19 protein-coding genes are annotated in these 23,802 nt (G+C 48.0%); 10 read left to right on the top strand and 9 right to left on the bottom strand.

Translation table 11 applies throughout. From position 1 onward, the window contains the following. Window positions 1–7: 7 nt before the first annotated feature. The 3 genes from FC652_RS18150 to FC652_RS18140 form a co-directional block, all read right to left on the bottom strand. Entirely contained in the window at window positions 8–1,549 is a 1,542-nt protein-coding gene (locus FC652_RS18150; RefSeq protein ID WP_013571909.1) for a tripartite tricarboxylate transporter permease, read from the bottom strand. Between the two features lie 21 nt (window positions 1,550–1,570). Continuing rightward, the gene (locus FC652_RS18145; protein ID WP_072603124.1) at window positions 1,571–2,086 is read right to left on the bottom strand and encodes a tripartite tricarboxylate transporter TctB family protein; all 516 of its coding nucleotides are present in this window, start codon (window positions 2,084–2,086) and stop codon (window positions 1,571–1,573) included. 237 nt (window positions 2,087–2,323) lie between these two features. Continuing rightward, window positions 2,324–3,295: a tripartite tricarboxylate transporter substrate binding protein gene (locus FC652_RS18140; RefSeq protein ID WP_072603126.1), complete on the bottom strand. Its 972-nt coding sequence runs from the start codon at window positions 3,293–3,295 to the stop codon at window positions 2,324–2,326. A gap of 349 nt (window positions 3,296–3,644) precedes the next feature. On the opposite strand from FC652_RS18140, the gene FC652_RS18135 reads away from it, so the two are divergent. The 8 genes from FC652_RS18135 to FC652_RS18100 all read left to right on the top strand — a co-directional run bounded on the left by FC652_RS18135 (window position 3,645) and on the right by FC652_RS18100 (window position 14,622). Then, window positions 3,645–4,340: a GntR family transcriptional regulator gene (locus FC652_RS18135; protein WP_017422153.1), complete on the top strand. Its 696-nt coding sequence runs from the start codon at window positions 3,645–3,647 to the stop codon at window positions 4,338–4,340. Between the two features lie 12 nt (window positions 4,341–4,352). After that, window positions 4,353–5,249 carry a methylisocitrate lyase gene (gene prpB / locus FC652_RS18130; protein ID WP_176299677.1) on the top strand — a complete coding sequence of 299 codons (897 nt, stop codon included), beginning with the start codon at window positions 4,353–4,355 and terminating at the stop codon, window positions 5,247–5,249. A gap of 170 nt (window positions 5,250–5,419) precedes the next feature. Further along, window positions 5,420–6,562 carry a 2-methylcitrate synthase gene (prpC, locus tag FC652_RS18125; RefSeq protein WP_176299676.1) on the top strand — a complete coding sequence of 381 codons (1,143 nt, stop codon included), beginning with the start codon at window positions 5,420–5,422 and terminating at the stop codon, window positions 6,560–6,562. A gap of 68 nt (window positions 6,563–6,630) precedes the next feature. Next, entirely contained in the window at window positions 6,631–9,231 is a 2,601-nt protein-coding gene (gene acnD, locus FC652_RS18120) for a Fe/S-dependent 2-methylisocitrate dehydratase AcnD (protein ID WP_176299675.1), read from the top strand. A gap of 2 nt (window positions 9,232–9,233) precedes the next feature. Further along, the gene (gene prpF, locus FC652_RS18115; RefSeq protein ID WP_176299674.1) at window positions 9,234–10,460 is read left to right on the top strand and encodes a 2-methylaconitate cis-trans isomerase PrpF; all 1,227 of its coding nucleotides are present in this window, start codon (window positions 9,234–9,236) and stop codon (window positions 10,458–10,460) included. A gap of 65 nt (window positions 10,461–10,525) precedes the next feature. Next, window positions 10,526–12,403, top strand: coding sequence for a propionyl-CoA synthetase (locus FC652_RS18110; RefSeq protein WP_176299673.1), 1,878 nt, complete (start codon window positions 10,526–10,528; stop codon window positions 12,401–12,403). 105 nt (window positions 12,404–12,508) lie between these two features. After that, entirely contained in the window at window positions 12,509–12,985 is a 477-nt protein-coding gene (locus FC652_RS18105) for a GNAT family N-acetyltransferase (RefSeq protein ID WP_176299672.1), read from the top strand. Between the two features lie 203 nt (window positions 12,986–13,188). Then, entirely contained in the window at window positions 13,189–14,622 is a 1,434-nt protein-coding gene (locus FC652_RS18100) for a bifunctional NUDIX hydrolase/phosphatase PAP2 family protein (RefSeq protein WP_176299671.1), read from the top strand. 48 nt (window positions 14,623–14,670) lie between these two features. Here the strand turns inward: FC652_RS18100 and FC652_RS18095 are convergent, their stop codons facing one another. Further along, window positions 14,671–16,308, bottom strand: a complete 1,638-nt coding sequence (locus tag FC652_RS18095) for a methyl-accepting chemotaxis protein (RefSeq protein WP_176299670.1) — start codon at window positions 16,306–16,308, stop codon at window positions 14,671–14,673. A 155-nt stretch (window positions 16,309–16,463) separates the two neighbouring features. Next, window positions 16,464–17,273: a Cof-type HAD-IIB family hydrolase gene (locus tag FC652_RS18090; RefSeq protein WP_176299669.1), complete on the bottom strand. Its 810-nt coding sequence runs from the start codon at window positions 17,271–17,273 to the stop codon at window positions 16,464–16,466. Window positions 17,274–17,464: 191 nt separating this feature from the next. On the opposite strand from FC652_RS18090, the gene queE reads away from it, so the two are divergent. After that, window positions 17,465–18,115 carry a 7-carboxy-7-deazaguanine synthase QueE gene (gene queE, locus FC652_RS18085; protein WP_176299668.1) on the top strand — a complete coding sequence of 217 codons (651 nt, stop codon included), beginning with the start codon at window positions 17,465–17,467 and terminating at the stop codon, window positions 18,113–18,115. A 12-nt stretch (window positions 18,116–18,127) separates the two neighbouring features. Continuing rightward, window positions 18,128–18,823: a 7-cyano-7-deazaguanine synthase QueC gene (gene queC / locus FC652_RS18080; RefSeq protein ID WP_017422141.1), complete on the top strand. Its 696-nt coding sequence runs from the start codon at window positions 18,128–18,130 to the stop codon at window positions 18,821–18,823. 109 nt (window positions 18,824–18,932) lie between these two features. Here queC and FC652_RS18075 read toward each other — a convergent pair whose 3' ends face one another. The 4 genes from FC652_RS18075 to FC652_RS18060 form a co-directional block, all read right to left on the bottom strand. Beyond that, window positions 18,933–20,867, bottom strand: coding sequence for a diguanylate cyclase (locus tag FC652_RS18075; protein WP_176299667.1), 1,935 nt, complete (start codon window positions 20,865–20,867; stop codon window positions 18,933–18,935). A gap of 184 nt (window positions 20,868–21,051) precedes the next feature. Continuing rightward, entirely contained in the window at window positions 21,052–21,402 is a 351-nt protein-coding gene (locus FC652_RS18070; RefSeq protein WP_176299666.1) for a DUF2750 domain-containing protein, read from the bottom strand. A gap of 112 nt (window positions 21,403–21,514) precedes the next feature. After that, entirely contained in the window at window positions 21,515–22,141 is a 627-nt protein-coding gene (locus tag FC652_RS18065; RefSeq protein ID WP_176299665.1) for an OmpA family protein, read from the bottom strand. Between the two features lies 1 nt (window position 22,142). Next, a complete protein-coding gene (locus FC652_RS18060; protein ID WP_176299664.1) occupies window positions 22,143–23,447 on the bottom strand; it encodes a TolC family outer membrane protein in 1,305 nt (434 codons plus the stop codon). Between the last annotated feature and the right edge of the window lie 355 nt (window positions 23,448–23,802).

The raw sequence follows: 23,802 nt of genomic DNA, 5'->3' as shown, positions 1-23,802 counted from the left end.
GTTATTGTTATTTGGTTGCTTGGGGGACGTTCGACTTTGCCGTGTTGGGTTTGATTTTCTGGTATATCGCACCTAATAGCGGGCTGCTAACCATCAAAATCGCAATCACGGTGAAGGCCAGTGTCAACGGACGTTCCCACAAGAAGCTGATCTGTCCATCCGAAATCATCAGCGCGCGGCGTAAGTTTTCTTCCATCAAGCCACCCAAAATAAAGCCAAGCAGCAGAGGGGCGAGTGGGAAGTTGGCAAGACGAAGCGCAATCGCTCCCATCGCCACCAGCAGCATCACAAACACATCCATGGTGTTAAATGAAACCAAATAAACGCCAGTGATGGAGAAGAACAAGATCATCGGTAGCAGTACGGTTCTAGGCACTGCCAGCAGGCGCGAGATGTACGGGATCAGCGGCAAGTTCAGGATCAGCAGTACGATGTTGCCGACGTACATGGAGATGATCACCGACCAAAACACATCCGGATGGTCAACAAATAAACGAGGACCCGGTTGAATACCATAAGCGATCAAGGCGCCAAGCATGATGGCTGTGGTGCCTGAGCCCGGAATACCTAGCGTTAGCAGTGGTACAAAGGAACCGCTTGAGGCTGCGTTGTTGGCCGACTCAGGCGCGACAAGGCCACGGATGCTGCCTTTACCAAACTCTTCGCGTTTCTCTTTCGGTGCCAAATTGCGCTCCATGCCGTAGCTGAGGAAAGCCGCGATGGTTGCGCCCGCGCCCGGTAGAACACCGGTAAAAAAGCCCAAAATAGAAGAACGAATGGAGACGGGAGCCGCTTCTTTAATCTCTTCACGAGTCACTTTCATCGAGCCAATGTTGCTCATGCGCTCTTGCTCTTCGGCGCTGTTGTCTTGATCCGGCTTGAGAATGCCCATCAATGTTTCGCCCAAAGCGAAGGTCGCCATCGCCAATAGCAAGAAGCTGAAACCATCCATTAAATCAGTCAGGCCGAACGTAAATCGTTCGACACCAACGCCTTTATCAATGCCGACGGTTGAGAGCATCAAGCCAAGAATGGTCATCATCCATGCTTTGATCACTTGTCCTTTACCCGCAAAAGCCGCTACCGCAGAAAGCCCAACCAGCATCAGTGCGAAATAGTCTGAGGATTGAAAACTGAGTGACACGGTGGCCAGTGCAGGTGCCGCCACTAACAGCATGATGGCCGATAGCGTACCACCAGTAAACGAGGCGTAAGCAGCCAAAGCAAGCGCCTTACCCGCTTGGCCTTTTTGCGCCATTGGGTAGCCATCAAACGCGGTGACTACGGTTGAAGAACAACCCGGAGCGTTGATCAAAATAGAAGAGGTTGAGCCGCCAAAAATTGCGCCATAGTAAACACCCGCCATCAAAATCATGCCCGAAGAGGGCTCTAGGCCGTAGGTGATTGGGATCATCAGCGCAATGGCCGAGATTGGGCCTAAACCCGGTAACATACCGATAAAGGTACCGACAAAACAACCAATGATCACCATCATCAGGTTCATTGGCATCACTGCGGTCGATAGACCTTGTAAAATTCCGTCTAACATAAAATCAGTTCCTTATGCCAATTACCAAAGGGTAAAAATCAGGCCCGGTTCGAGGTAAACATCCAACCCCTTGGTGAGCAGTAGATAGAACGCCAATACGAATGGGAAAGAAGCACCAAACAAGACGCTTTTGCGTCGTTCGCCAAGTAGGTAGAACCCCGCCAACAGGAAAAATCCGGTGGCTAAGACAAAACCAAGATAGGTCAAGCCGAGGCCATACAGTGCCATCAGCACCAAAAAAGCGATCAACAGCTTCCAGTCAAACTTAGTTACAGCACCACTTTTGCTATCGGGTTGCCCAGTGACGAGCAGCAATAGAGACAACACAATGCCGATGCCGGTGAGAATAAAGGGCAAAGTACGCGCGTTGAACGGTTCGTACTCATCGCCGGGAAACATAGGAATTTGATAGGTTTGATAGCCATAACCCAAACTGAGTAAAAGGAAAATCAGCGCGCCGACACGGTCGCGACTAAGGAGAAACTCTGTTGAGAGCAGCTTATTGCTTTTAAACGAACTGGTTGGTAAATCCGACATATCCAACTCCAATCATTGAGGCAAAGAAAAAGAGAAAAAAGCCGTTATTGAAGCGTCAATGAAAAGAGGGTCATCAACAAGGCGTGCTACTCGTGATAACAGGGACACAGTAGCAAGCAGGACTTTCAATCAACAAAGGAGTAGTGTTACTGCTCATGGCAGTACTTCAACAACGGCGAAATCGGTGTGGGGCAGTTTCGTTTCTACGATGACCACCCCAACAAAGTCATTGAGACATTACTTGAGGAAGCCGAGCTCACGCATCAGGTCACCCATCTGCTTTTCTTGCTCTTCTAGGAAGGCGTAGAACTCTTTATCGGCTTTGTAGTTGTCGATCCAACCATTACGGTCACGAACCACTTTCCACTCATCGGTGTTGTACATCTTGGTTAGAGCCGCGTTCCATTCGTTGATCTTCTCTTGGCTCGCCCCCGGTGCGGCAAAGAAACCACGCCAGTTAGCAAAGACGGTTGGGTTGCCGTATTCAGTTAGGGTAGGAATGTTTGGCGCTGCTTCGAGACGTTTTGGTGCCGTGATTGCCAATACTTTTACTTGACCCGCTTTCGACATCTCAAGCACTTCACCTAGGCCAGTAGAAAGCAACTGAGTTTCGCCAGAAAGCAGCGCAGCCATGGCTTTACCGCCTGCATCATAAGCGATGTAGCGAACTTGTTTGGCATCAAAACCTTGGCCTTTAAATGCGGCAGCGGCAACGAGGTGATCCATAGAACCACGCGCAGATCCACCAGCGATTTTCACTTTAAGTGGGTTCTCAGCGAAGTCTTTGGTGACCTCTTCCCAACTGTTGTATTTCGAGTCTCCTGCAACCACGATGGCACCGTAATCAGCCACGGTAGCTGCGACTGGTGTTAAATCGCGGAAGGATTGTGGGAAAACACCGCTTAGTGAACGCACAACGATCGGTGTTGAGTTGATCATCAACGTGTCTTCTTGACGTTTTGCCGTCTCGATCAGGTGTGCAATGGCTTTACCACCGCCACCACCAGATAGGTTTTGGTAAGAGACATTCTCCACCAAGTTGGTTTTTTGTAGAACATCACCCGTACCACGGGCGGTCATGTCCCAGCCACCACCGGCACCCCCAGGGATGAGAAAGTGGATTTTTTCGATCTCTGCCGCGAAAGCGTTAAAAGAAAAAGAGGCGGCGATGATCGATGCGGCCAGTGTAGGTTTGAGTGCCTTAAACATGTTTCACGTTCCTTATGTCGGCGCTTCGGTGATGAAGCGAACTTACTGTTATCTGTGGTTCTTGTTATCAGTGGTTCCTACTCGCTGTGGCGGGTTAGGAATGATGAAAGGTTAAAAAGGTGTTAACGAATTGTCTCTAATAGGCAGTTAAAAAAAATAACGGTCATAAAGTCGATTTTGTTCATAAAGTTCACGAAACGACGATAGAGATGGAGATAAGGGGGCACAAGGAAGGTATACCTTAGTCTAAATTGTCGACAATTCACTTGATTGTCGACAATTTGATCGACTATTTTATATTCAGAGACAGACATTGTTGACAGATTGCAGTCAGGAAACGTATTTGAATATGAATGTAGACACCAAAGCCATTGGCAAACTTGCGGGCAGCGACAAGGAAAATACCAAATCCGAATCGCTGACCGAATCCTTGGTTGAAGCGATTGTGAATGGGCAGATCGCACCGGGAAGCAAAATCTCGGAACCCGAGTTAGCCAAGCATTATCACGTGAGCCGAGGCCCACTGCGTGAGGCGATGATGCGACTAGAAGGGCTTGGCTTGATCGAACGTGTTCCTCATGTTGGGGCGCGTGTGATTACTCTTTCACCTGAAAAATTGGTGGAGCTGTATGCGGTGCGTGAAGCACTAGAAGGCATGGCTGCGAGGCTTGCCGCTCGCCACATCAGCCAAGAAGAGCTGTTGAGCCTTGAACTGCTATTGTCGACACATTCGAAACACATCGATGAAGTAGAAGGTTCCTCTTACTTCCATCAACACGGTGATTTCGACTTTCACTACCGCATTATCAAAGCCAGTCGCAACCGTGAATTGATCGCGCTGCTGTGTGACGAGCTGTACCACTTACTGCGCATGTATCGCTATCAATCACCGCGCGCCCAATCACGGCCCAAAGAAGCATTGGAAGAGCACAAATTCATTCTGCAAGCGATTCGCAATCGAGATGAAGAGTTGTCGGAAATGTTGATGAGAAGACACATCTCCGGCAGCCGTAAATTAATCGAACAACAGATCCTAAAGGATTAGAGGAAACGTGTTATGAGCTTAACTCCGGGGGCGAAGTTCAGACTCGCCGTACAACAAAACGATCCGCTGCAAATCGTCGGCACCATCAACCCTTATTGCGCCATGATGGCCAAATGCCTCGGCCATCAAGCCATTTACCTTTCTGGCGGCGGTATCGCTAATGCGTCTTACGGCTTGCCGGACTTAGGCATCACCACACTCAACGACGTGCTGGTGGACGTAGAGCGCATCACCAACGCTTGTGATTTGCCTTTGCTGGTGGACATTGATACCGGTTTTGGCGGCGCATTCAACATCGCGCGCACCATAAAATCGATGGAAAAAGCCGGCGCAGCCGCGGTTCACATGGAAGATCAAGTGGCGCAAAAACGTTGTGGTCACCGTCCAAATAAAGCGATTGTTTCTCAGCAAGAAATGGTCGATCGCGTCAAAGCAGCGGTGGATGCACGAGTCGATGACAACTTTGTGATCATGGCGCGTACCGATGCGCTGGCGGTGGAAGGGATTGATAGCGCAATTGAGCGTGCGATTGCCTGTGTAGAAGCGGGTGCAGACATGATTTTCCCCGAAGCAATGAACAAACTTGAGCAGTATCAGCAATTTTCCGCTGCTTTGGCGCAAGCCACGGGCAAACACGTGCCGATATTGGCCAACATCACCGAATTTGGTCAAACGCCTTTGTATGGTTGTGAAGAATTGGCCAAATCCAACGTGGATATGGTGCTGTATCCGTTGAGTGCCTTCCGCGCGATGAACAAAGCGGCGGAAATGGTCTATCGCCACTTGTTGGAAGTGGGCAATCAAGAGGCGTTAATCGACTCCATGCAGACGCGTAAAGAGCTCTATGACTATCTCAACTATCACGCGTACGAAGACAAGCTCGATCAGCTGTTTTCAGAAGGAAAATAATCCCAACGCGCTTTTTAGATGAGAGCAAAGTAGGGAAGCCCAAGATAAGAAAAACAAAAAACGGAAGTTCAAGAAGAATACCGTCGGAATTAACTTAATCCAATAACGTGAAACCGTCTGATGATAAACGTTCCGCTAGAGAGCAAAGTCAGACAGAAAAGGAGTTCAAAATGCCTAGTTCTTTAACGAAGAAAGGTGAGTTAGGTGGCGCAGGCCTACGTGGTCAAAGCGCTGGAAGCACCGCTTTATGTACTGTCGGTAAAACGGGGACAGGGTTAACCTATCGTGGCTATGACATCACTGACTTAGCCAACCATGCGCAATTTGAAGAAGTGGCGCACTTGCTGTTACGCGGTCACTTGCCAACACAGCAAGAGTTGGATGCTTACAAAACTCGCCTGATCGGCCTGCGTGGCTTACCGGCAGAGTTGAAGCAAGCGCTGGAGCTGATCCCGGCGTCTGCGCATCCCATGGACGTGATGCGTACAGGTTGCTCTGTGTTGGGAAATTTAGAACAAGAAACCGATTTTTCGCAGCAGCTTGACGCGACAGAGCGCATGTTGGCGCTGTTCCCTGCGATCATTTGTTACTGGTATCGCTTTAGCCACGATGGCGTGCGCATCGATACGCAAGACCAATCGCAAGATTGCATCGGTGGTTACTTCCTCAAAATGCTCACGGGCAAAGAGCCGAGTGAACTGCATAAGCAGGTGATGCATTGTTCGCTGATTTTGTATGCAGAGCACGAGTTTAATGCCTCTACCTTTGCCGCTCGTGTGTGCGCCTCAACGCTGTCTGATATTCATTCTTGTGTGACTGCGGCGATTGGCACTTTGCGTGGTCCTTTGCATGGTGGCGCTAATGAGGCCGCGATGGAGATGATCGAAAACTGGCAAACACCAGAAGAGGCCGAAAACAACATCCTGCGCATGTTGGCCAACAAAGAGAAAATCATGGGCTTTGGTCATGCGATTTATCGCGAAAGCGACCCACGTAATGCTCTGATCAAACGTTGGTCAAAAGCCTTGTCAGAAGCGGTGGGCGATACCCATCTTTACGCCGTCTCAGAACGTGTGGAAGCGGTGATGAAACGCGAGAAAGATCTGTTTTGTAACGCCGATTTCTTCCATGCCTCGGCCTATCACTTCATGGACATTCCCACCAAGCTGTTTACGCCGATTTTCGTCATGAGTCGCTTAACGGGCTGGACGGCGCATGTGTTTGAACAGCGAGCCAATAACCGAATCATCCGCCCAAGTGCTGACTATATTGGCCCAGATCACCAAGATTGGGTGCCGATTGAACAGCGCTAGCGCCTAGAGATTGACCTCTCTTCAATCACGAGGGGAGGTTTCCGACCTTTTGCATGGGAAGCAAGTCCATGAGCAATAAAAACAATACCTTATATCGCAAACCTCTACCGGGCAGTTCGCTGGATTACTTCGATGCGCGTGAAGCGGTCGAGGCGATATCTCCAGGCGCGTATGCGCGTTTGCCATACACTTCGCGCGTATTGGCAGAACAACTGGTGCGCCGCTGTGAACCTAGCACGCTCACCGACAGCCTGAAACAGTTGATTGAACGACGTCGCGATCTTGATTTTCCTTGGTATCCAGCACGCGTGGTTTGCCACGATATTTTGGGGCAAACCGCATTAGTCGACCTTGCTGGTCTGCGTGACGCGATCGCCGAGCAAGGTGGTAATCCAGCGAACGTCAATCCTGTGGTGGAAACCCAACTGATTGTCGATCACTCGTTGGCGGTGGAATATGGCGGTTTTGACCCAGAGGCGTTTGAGAAAAATCGCGCCATCGAAGAGCGTCGTAACGAAGACCGATTCCACTTCATCGAGTGGTGTAAAACCGCGTTTGAAAACGTCAGTGTGATTCCGGCGGGCAACGGCATCATGCACCAAATCAATTTGGAAAAAATGTCGCCAGTGGTGCAGGTAAAAGAGGGCATCGCCTTTCCTGATACTTGTGTTGGTACCGACAGCCATACGCCACATGTCGATGCCCTTGGCGTGATTGCCATTGGCGTCGGTGGTTTAGAAGCGGAAACCGTGATGCTCGGCCGCCCGTCAATGATGCGTTTGCCCGATATCGTTGGTGTGAAGCTGGTAGGTCAGCGTCAACCGGGCATTACCGCCACCGATATTGTGTTAGCCATTACTGAATTTCTGCGTCAAGAACGGGTGGTTTCCGCTTATCTTGAATTTTTTGGCGAAGGGGCGAAAGCACTAACGATTGGCGATCGCGCGACCATTTCTAACATGACGCCGGAATATGGCGCGACCGCGGGCATGTTCTACATCGACGAGCAGACAATCAACTATCTACGCTTAACAGGGCGCGAGCCAGAGCAAGTGGCTTTGGTGGAAAACTACGCTAAACACACCGGATTGTGGGCCGACGATTTGCATCAGGTCGACTATGAGCGTGTGCTGGAGTTTGATTTGTCTCAGGTCACGCGCAATCTTGCTGGGCCGTCTAACCCTCATCGCCGTTTGCCCACCTCTGAGTTGGCCAGCCGTGGCATTGCCGGGCAATATCAAGAAAAAGAAGGCCAACTGCCAGATGGCGCAGTGATCATCGCCGCCATTACCTCGTGCACCAACACCAGTAACCCTCGCAATGTTGTCGCGGCAGGGTTGTTGGCGAAGAAAGCCAACCAGTTGGGGCTCATCCGTAAACCTTGGGTGAAATCCTCCTTTGCACCCGGCTCAAAAGTGGCCAAGCTTTATCTTGAAGAAGCGGGGTTATTGCCCGAGCTCGAAAAGCTCGGATTTGGCATCGTCGCGTATGCTTGTACCACCTGTAATGGCATGAGTGGCGCGCTTGACCCTAAGATTCAGCAAGAGATCATCGACCGCGATCTCTACGCGACTGCGGTGTTGTCGGGTAACCGCAACTTTGACGGCCGTATTCACCCCTATGCCAAACAAGCGTTTCTCGCCTCTCCGCCTTTGGTGGTGGCGTATGCAATTGCTGGCACGATGCGTTTTGATATTGAGCGTGATGTTCTGGGGATGGATAGCAGCGGCAAAGCGATTTATCTGCGCGATATTTGGCCAAGCGACGAAGAGATCGACGCGGTCGTGGGCAGCTCAGTGAAGCCTGAACAGTTCCGCCAAGTCTACATTCAAATGTTCAAACTGGATGAAAGTGAACGTAGTGAATCGCCGCTTTACGATTGGCGTCCGATGAGCACTTATATTCGCCGGCCACCTTATTGGGAGGGCGCACTCGCTGGTGAGCGTACGCTTTCAGGCATGCGGCCTTTGGCCATTTTGGGGGACAACATCACCACCGATCACCTTTCGCCATCGAATGCGATTTTGGCCAGCTCTGCGGCGGGCGAATACTTGGCAAAAATGGGCGTGCCAGAGGAGGATTTTAACTCTTACGCGACCCATCGCGGCGATCACTTAACCGCGCAGCGTGCAACGTTTGCTAACCCGAAACTGTTTAATGAAATGGTGAAAGAAAAGGGCCAAGTGGTGCAAGGATCGCTCGCTCGAGTGGAGCCAGAGGGGAAAGTTACTCGCATGTGGGAAGCGATTGAAACCTACATGCAGCGCAAGCAGCCATTGATCATTGTCGCAGGGGCGGATTACGGACAAGGCTCCTCTCGCGATTGGGCGGCAAAAGGGGTTCGTCTTGCTGGGGTAGAAGCAATCGTTGCGGAAGGCTTTGAGCGCATTCACCGCACCAACCTTGTCGGCATGGGTGTGTTGCCGCTGCAATTTAAAGCGGGTGTGAATCGTAACAGCCTGCAACTGGATGGCACCGAGCTCTATGATGTGATGGGGGAAATCAAACCCGGAGCCGACCTCGCACTGGTCATCACTCGTACCAATGGGGAAAAACTTGATGTCGCGGTGACGTGTCGTCTTGATACCGAAGATGAAGTGCATGTCTATCAAGCTGGCGGCGTGTTGCAGCGATTCGCGCAAGATTTTCTCTCCCAGCAAGGAGCGTAACGATGAAATCTTCTAGACAATCCTCTACGCGTAACTCTGCACAGCGCGATACGCGGATGAGCCAAATGAAAGTGCCTGCCACGTATATACGAGGCGGCACCAGCAAGGGGGTGTTTTTCAACCTTGCGGATTTACCGCCAGAGGCACAAATTGCGGGGGAAAAACGTGACCAACTGCTTCTGCGCGTGATTGGTAGCCCAGATCCTTACGGCAAGCAGATTGACGGCATGGGCGGGGCGACATCCAGCACCAGCAAAACGGTGATTGTGAGCAAAAGTAGCCGCGCCGATCACGATGTCGATTACCTGTTTGGTCAAGTCTCTATCGACAAACCGTTTGTCGATTGGAGCGGTAACTGTGGCAACTTGTCTGCTGCGGTTGGCCCATTTGCCATCCATGCTGGCTTGATTGATGAACAACGCATCCCTCAAAACGGCGTGGTGACGGTGAAAGTGTGGCAAGCCAATATCGGCAAAACCATTGAAGTGCACGTGCCCATTCAACATGGTTTGGTGCAGGAAACGGGCGAGTTTTCTCTTGATGGCGTGACATTTCCTGCTGCAGAGATCCAAGTGGATTTCGTTGAGCCAGCCGACGGTGAAGGGAGCATGTTTCCCACTGGTAATTTGATGGATGACCTTGTCGTTCCGGGTGTTGGTACCTTTAATTCCACGCTCATTAATGCGGGCATTCCCACCATTTTCCTTGATGCTGAGGCGTTGGGGTATTCGGGCACGGAACTGCAGGAGCAGATCAATAACGATGAGCAAGCGTTAGCCAAGTTTGAAACCATTCGCGCTTATGGCGCGCTGAAAATGGGTTTGATTAGTTCGATTGAAGAAGCAGAAGGTCGCCAGCACACCCCTAAAGTGGCGTTTGTCGCGAAGCCGAAAAGTTACCAAGCCTCAAGTGGCAAAGTGGTAGAGGCAGGCGACGTTGATCTGCTGGTTCGCGCCCTTTCAATGGGCAAGTTGCACCACGCCATGATGGGAACTGCAGCGGTCGCGATTGGCGCAGCCGCTTGCGTGCCGGGCACTTTAGTGAACTTGGCTGCCGGTGGTGGTGAGAAACAAGCCGTCACCTTTGGTCACCCGTCTGGGACGCTCAAAGTCGGCGCTCAAGCAAAAGCCACTGAACAAGGTTGGGTGGTAGAAAAAGCCATTATGAGCCGCAGCGCTCGCATACTGATGGAGGGCTTTGTGCGTGTTCCCTCCGATCTCTTTGAATAAATTTTAGCTTACTTGTTCAAAGAGCAAGGTGAAAAGGACCGTTAAGACATACTGGAGGAAGCACTATGTCTGCTTATCAGAAAGAATATCAATGGGCGAAGCAGCAACCGGAAAGCTTTTGGCAAGCCCAAGCAAAGAATATCGATTGGTTTGAGTTCCCTAAAACCATTCTTGCCAATGATCCCAATGGCATTGAGCGTTGGTACCCCGATGGACTGCTCAATACTTCATGGTTGGCACTCGATTACCACTGTGAACAAGGCCGAGGCGATAAAGCGGCGCTGATCTATGATTCACCTGTAACCGACACTAAGCAGGTTTACAGCTATTTCGAAATGCGAGATCGCGTGGCTCGTATCGCTGGCATGTTGGCTGACCAAGGCGTGACGAAAGGCGATCGCGTGGTGATTTACATGCCGATGATCCCAGAAGCGGCGATGGCGATGCTTGCCTGTGCACGATTAGGGGCGATTCACTCCGTGGTGTTTGGTGGCTTTGCCCCAAATGAGCTGGCGGTGCGCATTGAAGATGCCGAGCCCAAAGTGGTGCTGACAGCGTCATGTGGTATCGAAATCAACAAAGTCATCGCCTATAAGCCTTTGGTGGATAAAGCGATCATGGATAGCCGCTGGAAACCGGAAAAAGTGGTGGTACTGCAACGTCCTCAGTGTGATGCCCAGCTCAACAGCGAACGCGATCTTGATTGGCATCAAGCGGTTGAAAACGCGCTACCACATGCTTGTGTTCCGGTATTGGCAACGGACCCTCTGTATATCCTCTACACCTCAGGCACGACGGGCAAACCGAAAGGGGTGGTGCGTGACAACGGTGGCCATGCCGTGGCCATGAAGTATTCAATGAATGCCATTTACAATATGCCGCAGGATGGCGTGTTTTGGGCCGCCTCTGACGTGGGTTGGGTTGTCGGGCACTCTTATATCGTCTATGCCCCTTTAATTCATGGTTGCACCACGATCTTGTTTGAAGGGAAGCCAGTGCGCACGCCGGATCCTGGCGCCTTTTGGCGCGTATGCGAAGAGTATGGAGTGAATGTTCTTTTCTCTGCGCCAACGGCGTTCCGAGCGATTAAAAAAGAAGATCCACAAGGCGAGCATCTAAAGAACTATGATCTTTCCAAGCTTGATACGATTTTTATGGCGGGAGAAAGGCTTGATCCGCCAACCTTGGAATGGGTTCAAAGCCAAACGGCCAAGCCCGTGATTGACCACTGGTGGCAAACAGAAACCGGCTGGGCGATTGCAGGCAACATGGTGGGTATTGAGTTAATGCCCGTCAAAGCGGGTTCGGCCACCATGCCTATTCCGGGTTATCAAGTGGACATTCTCGATGAAATGGGGTTAAGAGCTGGGCCGATGCAGCAAGGTTTTGTCGCATTGAAAAGACCTTTGCCGCCAAGCTGCTTGCCAACCGTGTGGCGCAATCATGATCGATTTGAATCGGGTTATCTGAGCCAGTTCCCAGGTTACTATGTGTCGGGTGATGGCGGTTATCTGGATGAAGAGGGTTATCTCTTTATCATGGGTCGCATTGATGATGTGATTAACGTGGCTGGGCATCGTCTCTCTACCGGAGAAATGGAAGAGATTGTTGGCGCGCATCCTGCCGTTGCGGAATGTGCGGTTGTCGGCGTGCACGATGAGCTCAAAGGGCAGTTGCCACTGGGGTTTGTGGTGCTTAAAGATGGGGTGAAAATCGACCCAACCGAGCTGGAGCAAGAACTCGTCGGCAAAGTGCGCAATGAAATAGGCGCCGTTGCCTGCTTTAAACAAGCCTTGGTGGTGGAGCGTTTACCTAAGACGCGCTCAGGTAAGATCTTGCGCCGTACCATCCGTCAAATTGCCGATGGTGAACAATACGCTGTGCCATCCACCATTGACGATCCGACCAGTCTTAATGAAATCGAAAAAGTACTGAGTCGCTAACGCTATCGCCAATCCATCATCAATAGTGATGGATTGGCAAATTCACTTGCTTTATGCACTGTCGCACCACACACTTAGGTCATTATTTCTCGTAAGTTGCTCTCTATGACCGCGTTTATTCTCTCTTCTGCACGTCCTTCAGACCTTGAAGCCCTTAACGATTTGATGTTCGATTTGCATGATGAGCATCATCTACAGTGCCCTGAATTTTTTAAAAGCGCAGAAGAGATCGAGCAAGAGAAAAGCATTGCTCGCTATCTCGATGACCCTGAATGTTTGGTGTTTGTCGCTAAAGTAGATGAGGAAGTGGTGGGGTTTGTGTCAGGGCATTTTTGCGAGCTGATTTCGACAGTGAGCCGCCCTTTACCTATGGGCAGTGTCGATGAGTTATACGTTGGTAAGCCGTTTCGCCAACAAGGGATTGCTGAGGCGCTATTAGCCAAAATCGAACAAACTTTCCGTGATTATGGTGTTGAACAAGTGTTTGTTGAAGTGTGGGATTTCAACCAAACCGCGATTGCCTTGTACGAGAAGAATGGCTTTCAGCCGCATATCCACTGGTTGAGAAAATCGTTACGTTAAATTTTGGAAGTGGCTTTAAGTCGCCATGTGGACAATAAGGCGAACAAATAGTGGCTATCGCAAACATTTACTTAATTTCAGTCGAAAAAAATCTATTTTCCTGCCATTATTGCCTCCAACTCATCGAGCACGGAGGCGGTGAAGCATATTGCTAGTTGTCACTGAGTTCGAGCAACAAATAACAAAAGTAAAGGTTGTCACCCGTGCATAAGCGATCATTTCTAATCGTATTAAGCTTCATTTTTTCACTGTTCTATTCTTCTTTTTCTGTCGCCAATAGTTCGACTGCTCTTCCTGAAGGGATCAAAGGCGCGCTTTGTTTGGTACGAGCGGACAACAAACTGGTGTTGGTCAACGAAATACTTACACATCAAATCTCTTTGCCAGGTGGCACCATCATCGAAGGGGAAGACCCAGCAATAACTGCGCAAAGAGAAACATGGGAAGAAACGGGGTTGGTTGTCACGGTTGGTCAAGCACTTGGCTTTAGTGAACAAGCGGTTTTCTACGATTGTGTTTCGGATTCTTCTATTGTTGCATTTAACTTTCACAATGCATTGGATGGTAATGAGCTGCCAGTTTGGTTTGCTCCTCACTACGGCGTTGAAGTTTCCTCTGCGATGTTGATTGCGCCAAACACCTTGCCTGCTAGCCAATATCGTTATCCTGAACAGTGGGAGATGGTGAAAGGGATGTTTGATAAAGCCAGTGAGCAGCCAGTGACCTATGTAAATGATCTTGTTAATGCTGCTCCGGCTTATCACCAAGTTGAATTGGGTTGGCTAATGCAGTTGCAAGCATGGGTTGCTTCATCGTCGTTTAATACCCTCGCAGCCCTGTTACTGGGACAGTTAGCGCTTTACTTAACATCACCTGAGTTGTTACTTGTGGTCTTACCGCTGGTCATGTGGCGCATGGGGCGTGATTTCACCTTTCAGTTGTTTTTTGCGCTCGCGACGACCTCGTTGTTGGTTTTGGTCGCACAGCAAGGCTTCTCGATGCCAAGGCCTCATGTTTATTGGCCAATGCTTGAAATGACGCAAAGTTATGGTTACGGCTTTCCAAGCTTACCAATTGCAGTTTGGGCTTGCTGTTCAGCATTGCTTTTAAGGCGCTCTGGATTATTACGAAATGGGCGCGCTTTGCGAATCGTTTCACTGGTGATTTCTTTAATAATGTTCGGCAAGTTCTATACGGGAGCCGCTTTTATTGCAGATATGTTGGTCGGTGGCATTGTTGGTGGGTTAGTCGCATGGCATATCATCCGATTGGAAGGTAAGCCAAATTTGAATGTTGCGCAGTTGCTTGCGTCGAAAAGTGTCTGGATTGCGCTTGCTGTGGCTGCGGCATTATTGACAGCGATGTGGCCTTTGCCGGTCTTTTCCGCATGGCTGGCAACACTGATTGTGGTTTCCGTTTTGGTGATGTTTTTCAAAACGACCCAAGTGGTGCTATCTCAATCGCACGCACTGATGGTGGTCGTCGCACTGCTTACGTTGAACTTGATTGTCACCTTGCTGCAAGGCGCTGTTTCTTACAGTGGCCTTTACTCATTTATCGTTGAAACCCTTCGTTATCCGATGTTAGCGCTGTCTATGGCCTTACTGATAAAACAGTTTGGTGCCCAAAACGCATAATCAAAACGCCTCGGATTGTCCGAGGCGTTTTGTTTTGCTCTTAGCAAATTAGCATTTGAATTGCGACACAAGGCGATCCAACTGGCCACATTGCTGTGATAGACGTTGGATAGCGGTCTCGGCATTTTGAACCACGCTCACGATCGCGCTGCTGTTGTCTGCAATGCGTTGAACGTTGGCGTTGACTTCTTCACTTACGCTGCTTTGCTGATTCGCTGCGGTGGCGATTTGTGTGTTCATCTCACTCATATTGGCGATAGCGCGCAGAATCTCTTGCAGAGAATGGGTTGCAGATTGCGCTGACTCAATCGTGGAGTCACTGCTGCGTTTGCTTGATTCCATTACCGATACCGCTTGGCGAGCGCCGCCTTGTAAGCGTTCAATCATGGTTTGGATTTCCCCCGTACTTTGCTGAGTGCGGCTCGCGAGTGAGCGCACTTCATCTGCGACGACGGCAAATCCACGGCCTTGCTCACCAGCACGCGCCGCTTCGATGGCTGCGTTGAGCGCCAGAAGGTTGGTTTGTTCTGCGATGCCACGAATCACGTCCAAAATAGAAGCGATGTTACTCACATCATCGTCAAGTGTGTGGATCACATGACTTGCGTTGTTGATATCGTCAGCAAGGCGGCGGATCGCGTCCACAGTGCTATCAACAATTTGGCTTGTCGTTTGAACTTCGTGATCCGCATTGTGGCTTTCAGTTGCTGCATCCGTAGCGTTATCACTCACGCTTTGACTGGTTGCTTGCATTTCATGCACGGCAGCGGCCACCACTTCACTTTCTTGCTGTTGGCGATAGGTCGAATCGGCAACAGAACGAGTGATTTCCGTTAGCTGGTTCATTTCACTACGTACATTATTGGTCGTGTTCACCACCTGCTCAATGGTCGCTTGGATTTTGCTGACAAACAGGTTAAACGCGCTAGCAAGCTGGCCGATTTCGTCTTGGCTTTCCACCTTGATGCGTTGACGCAAATCACCATCGCCAGAAGCGATTTCGTCCATGGCGGTACGAATGTGTTCGATCGGTGTGACGATGACTCTGATTAAGAACCAGCACATAACGGTGGCAAGCATAATGACAAGCAGAGTACCGAGTTCCAAAGTGCGTTCGGCTTGTGCGGAGGCATCATTAACTTGCTTTTGTAACTCTTGTTGTGATGCTTCAATCAGCTCTTTCACGACATTGAGTTGTTTACGAGTCGCTGAAAACTTCTTATCGAATGTGCCCTTGTTTTCATCGTAATACGTAAACCACTGATCCTCAGGTAGGCTGAGTAGCGTTTCGTAATCCTTTAGCCAGCTATTGGCCAGTGTGACTAACACGTCGAGCTCACGTTGCGCGCTGGAAGGCAAAAGCCCTGAATCAATTAACTTTTGCGCCGCTTTCATACGAGGAATAGCTTTGTGCGCATTATCGCTATACTCAAACTTTTCACGTTCAATTTCTTGTTTGGTATCAGAGAGAACAAGCCCCTGAATCGCAGATGTTGCTTGATACATATCACGATAAGCATCTTCTATCTTGAACAGAGTAGGTATGACTTGATCACGTAGTGTGATGGTTAATTCGGTTTGTTTTTGGGAGGCCAAAATGTTCAGCACAGAGCTGACGGCGAATAGAGAAATAATGAGAAAAACAGGGAAAATAATTTTTTGTTTTACGGATAAATTGACAAACATTTTCTGCTCACACTGTTGCTATTAAATTAATTGCACCAATGCTACCACCAGTAATGGCTATATGTACTGTAAAACAGAGCTAAAGAGGATAAAGTATTAACCCGCTCCCAGTTTGAAAGTGTTAGAGAGGGAGGAGAATCCCTCTCTAATCGTCATCAGGCTTGCAGAACAAATTTTTCAATCGCCGTTGCGACGCCATGGTCATTATTGCTGTCAGTGATGTAATCCGCGATTTGCTTGGTCTCTTCCATCGCGTTAGCCATGGCAATGCCAAGACCTGCGTATTTCAACATATGGTGATCGTTTTCTGCGTCTCCCATACAAATCACTTCTTCCGCGCGAATACCCAGATATTCCGCAATCGCAGCCACGCCAATTCCTTTATTACTGGCTGGGTTTAAAAACTCGAGGAAGAATGGTGCGCTTTGAACAATGGTGAACTCATCATGCAATGTGGCGGGTAGGGCGGCGATGGCTTTGGTGAGCTCTGAGGGCTCAGCCACAATCATGGTTTTGATGATTGGGTGGTCATCCGCTAAGGCATCAAAACTCATTTCGGTAATATTGAGACCATTGATGTTGGCTTCAATATCGGTGTAAGGATTGTTTTGCGGAGTAATCAGGCCAAATTCTTTGCTGAACGCGTGTACAAATACCCCCAGTTTATCAGCCAAACGAGCGATTTTTTTCGCCGCTTTGCCATCGATGATCTGCTCATGGATGATCTCACCCGTTGCCACGTTCTTAACCATCGAACCGTTGTAAAAAAGAACAAAGTCTTTGTCTGAATCGATCTGTAATTCTTCCAGTTTGCTTTGCATCCCCTCTAACGGGCGGCCTGAAGCAAGTACCACGGTCACGCCTGCAGCGCGAGCTTGGCGAATCGCTTCCTTATTGGGTTCAGAGATCTGTTTGTCACTATTGAGTAATGTGCCGTCCATATCCAGCGCAATCAACTTGTACATGCTTACCTACACTTAATGAAAATGAAAAAGAGAAAAGAATAATGAGGCGTATGAAACTATAAAATGAGTCAAATTAACAATGAATTTTTTCGTTGAGAAGAGATTCATTTGACCTCGGGGCGAGTCTCATTTAAGGTCTGCGCCTTGCAAAAATTTTTAGGGTTGTAGTGACGTTGTACAAAGTTAACGAGATGTTTGAAACCATTCAGGGCGAAGGTGTGTTTACTGGTGTTCCAGCGGTTTTCGTGCGCTTGCAGATTTGTCCTGTAGGGTGCTCTTGGTGTGATACCAAGCAAACGTGGGAAGCAGCAGAGCAAGATGAACAAAGCTTTGCGGAGATCATCGTTAAAACAGGGGACAGTCCGACTTGGTGTCAAGCGGATGCCGCAGCTATTGTTGAGCAGTACCAACGTCAAGGCTACAGCGCCAAGCACATCGTCATTACTGGTGGTGAACCTTGTTTTTACGATCTCACTGAGCTGACACAAGCATTTGAAGCCATTGGCTGCCAATGTCAGATAGAGACCAGTGGTACTTACGAAGTCAAAGCAAGCGAAAACACTTGGGTGACGGTATCGCCTAAAGTCGCGATGAAAGGTAAGTTGCCGATCTTAGACAGTGCATTACAACGAGCCAACGAGATCAAACATCCGGTCGGTACCCAGAAAGACATCGACCAGTTAGACGCTTTACTGCTTCGCGCTCAAGTGCCTACAACAACGGTGATCGCACTACAACCTATTAGTCAAAAAGAGAGAGCCACTCAGTTGTGTATCGACACCTGTATTAAGCGCAATTGGCGTTTGTCGATTCAAACACATAAGTATCTGAGTATCGCGTAAGAGGGATTGTTTATGAACAAAGCCGTTGTGGTTTTTAGTGGTGGTCAGGATTCGACGACCTGTTTAGTCAAAGCTCTCAATGAATTTGATGAAGTGCATGCCATCACGTTTGATTATGGCCAACGTCACCGTCTTGAAATCGAAGTGGCACAAAATCTAGCGAAAGAACTGGGTGTGGCTGCACACAAAGTGATGGATGTGACGCTGCTCAATGAGTTGGCCATCAGTTCACTGACTCGCGACGATATTCCTGTATCTCATGAACTGCAGGAGAATGGTTTACCTAACTCGTTCGTTCCCGGTCGTAACATTCTTTTTCTCACGCTGGCGGGTATTTACGCTTATCAAATTGGCGCAGAGACGATCATTACTGGGGTGTGTGAAACCGATTTTTCTGGCTATCCAGATTGTCGTGATGACTTTGTCAAAGCGATGAATAGTGCGCTTGTGAAGGGCATGGATAAGCCATTAGTGATCCAAACACCACTCATGTGGCTCAACAAAGCAGAGACGTGGGCGCTTGCGGATCAAAATAACGCTTTGCAATTGGTCAGAGAAAAAACCTTAACGTGTTACAACGGCATCATTGGTGATGGTTGTGGTGATTGTCCTTCTTGCCACTTACGTAAAGTGGGTCTCAATGACTATTTAGACAACCGTGAGGCGATCATGGCTTCTCTAGTTGAAAAGCAGCACGCCGAATCTTAATAAACGAAACAGAAGATGACGGCATTGCTGTTGAGTCGCGATAATTCTCTGGCACCTTTAGCGCACAGGAATTATCGCTTTTTCATTTTCTGTTCGGTCAAATATGGGTTTAAATCGCGGCGTTGTAGGCATCAATGATAGTGTTACGGCCGTTTTTCTTCGCCTGATAAAGAGCTTGATCCAAGATAGAGTAGAGCTCATCGAAATCTGAAAGCGCTCTAGGAGTAGCGAGAAAAGAGAAACTAGCGCTAGTAGACACCGCGGTATTTGATGGAGAAGCGACACGACACTCGCTAATCAGGTCATGTAACTTTTCAACGCGAAATTGCACATCGATATCTTCGACTTCTCGCAGCAACAAGATAAATTCCTCACCACCTAATCTGCCAAGAATATCGCCTCGTTGCAGCTCTCCAAGCAAAGTTTTGCAAATAGTGATTAACAGCTTATCTCCCGTTGGATGGCCAAACTGATCATTGACCCATTTGAAGTTATCGAGATCAAACAGAATCAAAACGTTTTTGCTGTGTGGACGCTTTGCTGAGCTGGCTTGCTTAATTGCTTTGATCGCTGAGCCACGATTCAATGCTCCCGTCATCATATCGAGCTGAGATTGCTTTCTTTTTTGCTGACTCGTGAGAAAAAATAACCCAACAACGATAAGCGCTGCCGCGATCAATAAGCTATACAGTGATTTTTTCTGTTGGTAGTTTTGTAGCTCAATCAGTTTTTTGTCGTTGTCACTTTGCAACTGTGCAATGCGCAGCTGGTACTCAAACTGCTGCTGAGCAAGATCCAACGCTTCAAGTGCACTGGTCGTGTCTTTGTCTCTTAATCGAAACTCGATCTCGGCATATCGATGGTAACACTCGTAGGCTCGGGGAAAATCAGCCAGTGCCTTATAAGTCTCAGAAAGTTGTAGTGATGCTTTTGCTTGAAGCGAAAGAAAATCCATTGAAACCGCAGATTGATATGCTTGGTCGGCATGAGAAAGTGACGCCTGAAGTTCCCCTACCTTTAAGTAGGCAAGGCTAAAGCGATAATGAATTTCCGCGCTTAAACGGTGATTTTGACCTAAGTTGGCTTCATTTAGCGCTTGATTAAGCAGTTCCTTCCCTTTAGCGAATTCCTCTTGTTCAATATACAGAGAGCCAAGTCCGGAGTAGGTCATCGCGAGACCGAAGGTATGCTGGTCTTTACGTAATAGGGCAAGTGCTTGTTGATAATAACTCTCCGCTTGCTCGTGTTTATGCCAATCAGCATAGAGTTGCGCGAGGCTGTGTAACACTTGAGCGAGCTCTGTTGGCGTGCTTGCATTTCGTCTAATTGCCAAAGCATCGAGAAGGTAGTTTTCTGATTGTTGAAATTGGCTGACTTCACGCAACTGGTTGCCAATATCATTAAAAGCGCCTGAACGATCGGCGTTATCGGGTAGGGTGCGCAGCATCTTCTGGTAGTTTGCTAGCGCAAGATGGGGCTCGCCTCGGTAGCTGAAATTGTTGGCGATGATACGATAGCTCAGGTATTTCGGCAGTAATGTACTGTCATTGTTATCTATCTGCTGTTGTAGCTTTGAACAGAAGTGTTTCGCTTTGTGGAGTTCACCTTGCTCATTCAGCGTGTAGCAAAGTTGGTAGAGAAAAAGCTCTTTTTTTTCAATGTAATTATTCGTGTTTTTGTCGCGCAGTAGCGTTGTGAACTTATCGATGGCTAAGTCATATTCACTGTTTTTTCTATTGAGAAGCGCATCGATATAAAGAGCCTCTTGCTGTGCAAATTCACTATCACTGCGTTGGCTTCCACCGTAATAAGGTTGGTTTCTTTGGGATAAGTATCCGAACAACAACCCACTGACATACAGTTTTTCACCACTCGGTGAAAGCGCAGAATAACGTTGATTCAAGAGATGCAATGCAGCTTCTTGATCAGTTTTGAGTTTTTGCTGATAAAACTCGTACCATTGATGTAAGCTACTGTTTTCTGCATATGAATCTGTCGAGAACGACAGCAATGCAATGAGTAAAAGAGACGAAATTCTTAGCATTGTGATCGTGAGAATGAGATGGTGTTCTAGCTTAACACTAGACGTTTTAGTGGTAATGTGATCAGTTCGATGATCAAGAAGGCCCGAGATGAGACAGCGTTGAATTTATATTTTTTATAAATGAGTTAGACAGTAAAAACAGACCAGCGCGCTGGTCTGTTTTATGAGAGATAGGGGCTGAAGGTTACAAATACAACTTAGCCAGTTCAGACGGTTCGATTTCTTTACCTTCAAGTTGAGCATTCCAGTTAATACCAACCAGCACACCGTCTTCATCTAAGGTGATCAACCAATCTTCGACAAAAATATCAAGGGGTATTTCCAGTACTTCAAAATCAGCCCATTCTTCAACGTTGTGGGCGAGAGCATCTTCTTTTGCAGACCAGAAAGGCATTACTTCACTGTTTTCAAACTCAGTAGAGTCACAAGCTAGCCATCCTTCTTCGTTGCGTAATCCCCAAACTAACTTAGTATTTTGAGTTTCTTCAATGAAAAGGTCTAAATTCGCTTGGATATCGGCAGTCAATTTGCTCATGATAAAATCTCGTTAAGAATAACTGGCGCCAAGAGTACCATTTAATAGGAAATTTACCAATGTGAGATTAAATGGCGACAAAAGAAAAGGGGCCAGTGGCCCCTTAAAGTGTTTATTTCTTCGCCTTGGGTAAGCGAGTGAATATATTCCACTCTTCTTTTACGTCACCTTTGTATCCGACAACGGATGCAACCACTCGGCGGTTAAGTGCATGACTAACTTCATCTGTCCCTTCATTGGCGACTGCACTGTCACCAAACCCGACGATACGGACTCGGTTTTGAGCGATACCGTACCCAATCAACATGTCACGTACATTATTTGCACGTCGCTTGGACAAATCTAAGTTGTGCTCGGCATTCCCTGTACGGCTTGCATAACCCTGGAGCTCGATCGAGGTTGATGGATAGAGCTTCAAAAACTCAGACATTTCCTTAATCTGCTTACGGAAAACAGGGTTGATTTTATCTGAGTCGTTCGCAAACAAAACTCGAATTTGCATTTGCTGAGAGGTCTTCACATAAGTACCACAACCATCATTATCGATTTCAGCAGTACTTGGCGTATCTGGGCACAAATCACGCGCATTAATCACACCATCTCGATCTTGATCTTGAAGGTCGGCGATTTGGTTAGCTCTTGGAGTCTGAATATATTCGTACTCATCTGATTTGTCAGACGCGTACGTTGCTTGAGACATGAGCATCAATAACGTTAGAGCTATCATTAACTTATTCATATTAATACTCCACCTTCTCTAACCACTCCTGTGGAATATCGACACGCAATGCAGTAAGCAGTTGACCAGTGGCGTTCATTACACGGAACTTTGCGTACTGTTCAGCATATTTTGCATCCAAATAGCCTTTGCGAGCTTCAAATAGTTCATTTTCGGTGTTCAGCAAGTCAAGTAATGTTCGCTTACCAATACGATACTGCTTTTCATACGCAATCACCGTATCTGAAGCAGAATCGACGTGATCAGATAAAAACTCTTTTTGTTGCAATGTTAAATCAAGCGCACTCCATGCTAGGCGAAGACCTTCCTCAACGCTGCGAAAAGTCCGTTCACGAAGATCTTTTGCTTTATTAAGCTGGTGTGCTGAACTTTCTGAGTTTGCTGAATCACTACCGCCGTTGTATAGGTTGTAACGCATTCTCAACATTGCTGTTAACTCATCGCTACTTCCTTCAATGCCACCTGCATCTTCACGCCATGTTTGTGCTGCTTCAAAAGAGAACGTAGGGTAGTTACGTCCTTTTGTTTGCTTGTATTGATAGCGCGCCGAATCCACATCGACTTGAGACACCTTAATTACAGGATGCTGTTCAAAAGCCTTGCTAATTGCTTCGTCGACGGTGTAGGGAATTTGTGTTTGATCTGCACGAGGAAATATCAAAGACTGGGGAGTTTGTCCGACCAAACGTGTAAACGTAGTATGAGAATCAAACAAGTTGTTTTGAGCCGCAGCGAGGTTGCCATGCGCTTTAGCAAGACGTGCTTCCACCTGAGATAAATCAGCCGTAGAACCAATCCCGGAGTTCACTCGTTTCTTAATGTCGCTGTAGATGCGCTTATGCGTGGCAAGATTACTCTCAGATAAGGTCAAAATTTCATAGGCTTTGACGGAGTCTAGATAAACTTTCGTTACTTCAAGCGCTTTGTCTTGAGCGTCTGCAAGTAGTTGATAACGCAATGACTCTGCTTCAGCGGCAGTACGGTCCATATCGTTTAAGGTTGATGAACCGTCCCAGATAAGTTGGGTAAATGTCAGAGACGCTTCTTTACGTGTGAGATCGGTCTCTTCACCAATTGCGGGGTCAATCGACTCGTATCCTATTCCAGCGTCTAGATCTATTCTGGGTAAGTAAGCACCAGAAGACGCCTCATTAGCATAACGCTTACTCACAAATTCATTAAATGCACTTTTGAGTTCAGGGTTAGTAGCTAGCGTTATTGATATCGCTTGCTCCAGCGTCTGTCCTGTAGCAGGAAGTGCCAACACTGCGCCTAAGGCGAATGTATTGATCGGTGTCCACTTCACTGTGTTTCTCCTACTAATCTGTTCGAAGTTTTGAGTCTAAGGTATAAGCCGTCTTAATTTTGAGATTGTTAAAAGAAAACGTCAATATTTTAACACTAACATCACCTTTGTGAATGGTAAGAATTCAAGAAGAGCTTGTACATTTGAGACATTGTAGTCGCTTGTTTGCCCAAATTCTAACTTATTGAAATTAAATTATATAGCAGTTTTATTTTTTTAATGACGCAAATTGCAGTGTGATTTTGGTTCAAAAATGAGACCGCGTGATCAAAGTCGCCATTAAGTGAAGTAAATGTTAGTTCATTAAGATTTGAAGGTGCTCATTCTATCGGTGTTTGGTATATTATTTGTTAGC

This window comes from Vibrio sp. 05-20-BW147 (genome assembly GCF_013369385.1).
In the GTDB taxonomy this organism is placed as follows: Bacteria; Pseudomonadota; Gammaproteobacteria; order Enterobacterales; family Vibrionaceae; genus Vibrio; species Vibrio floridensis.
Note: the sequence above shows the minus strand (reverse complement) of the source record. Positions and strands in the feature narration are given on the sequence as shown.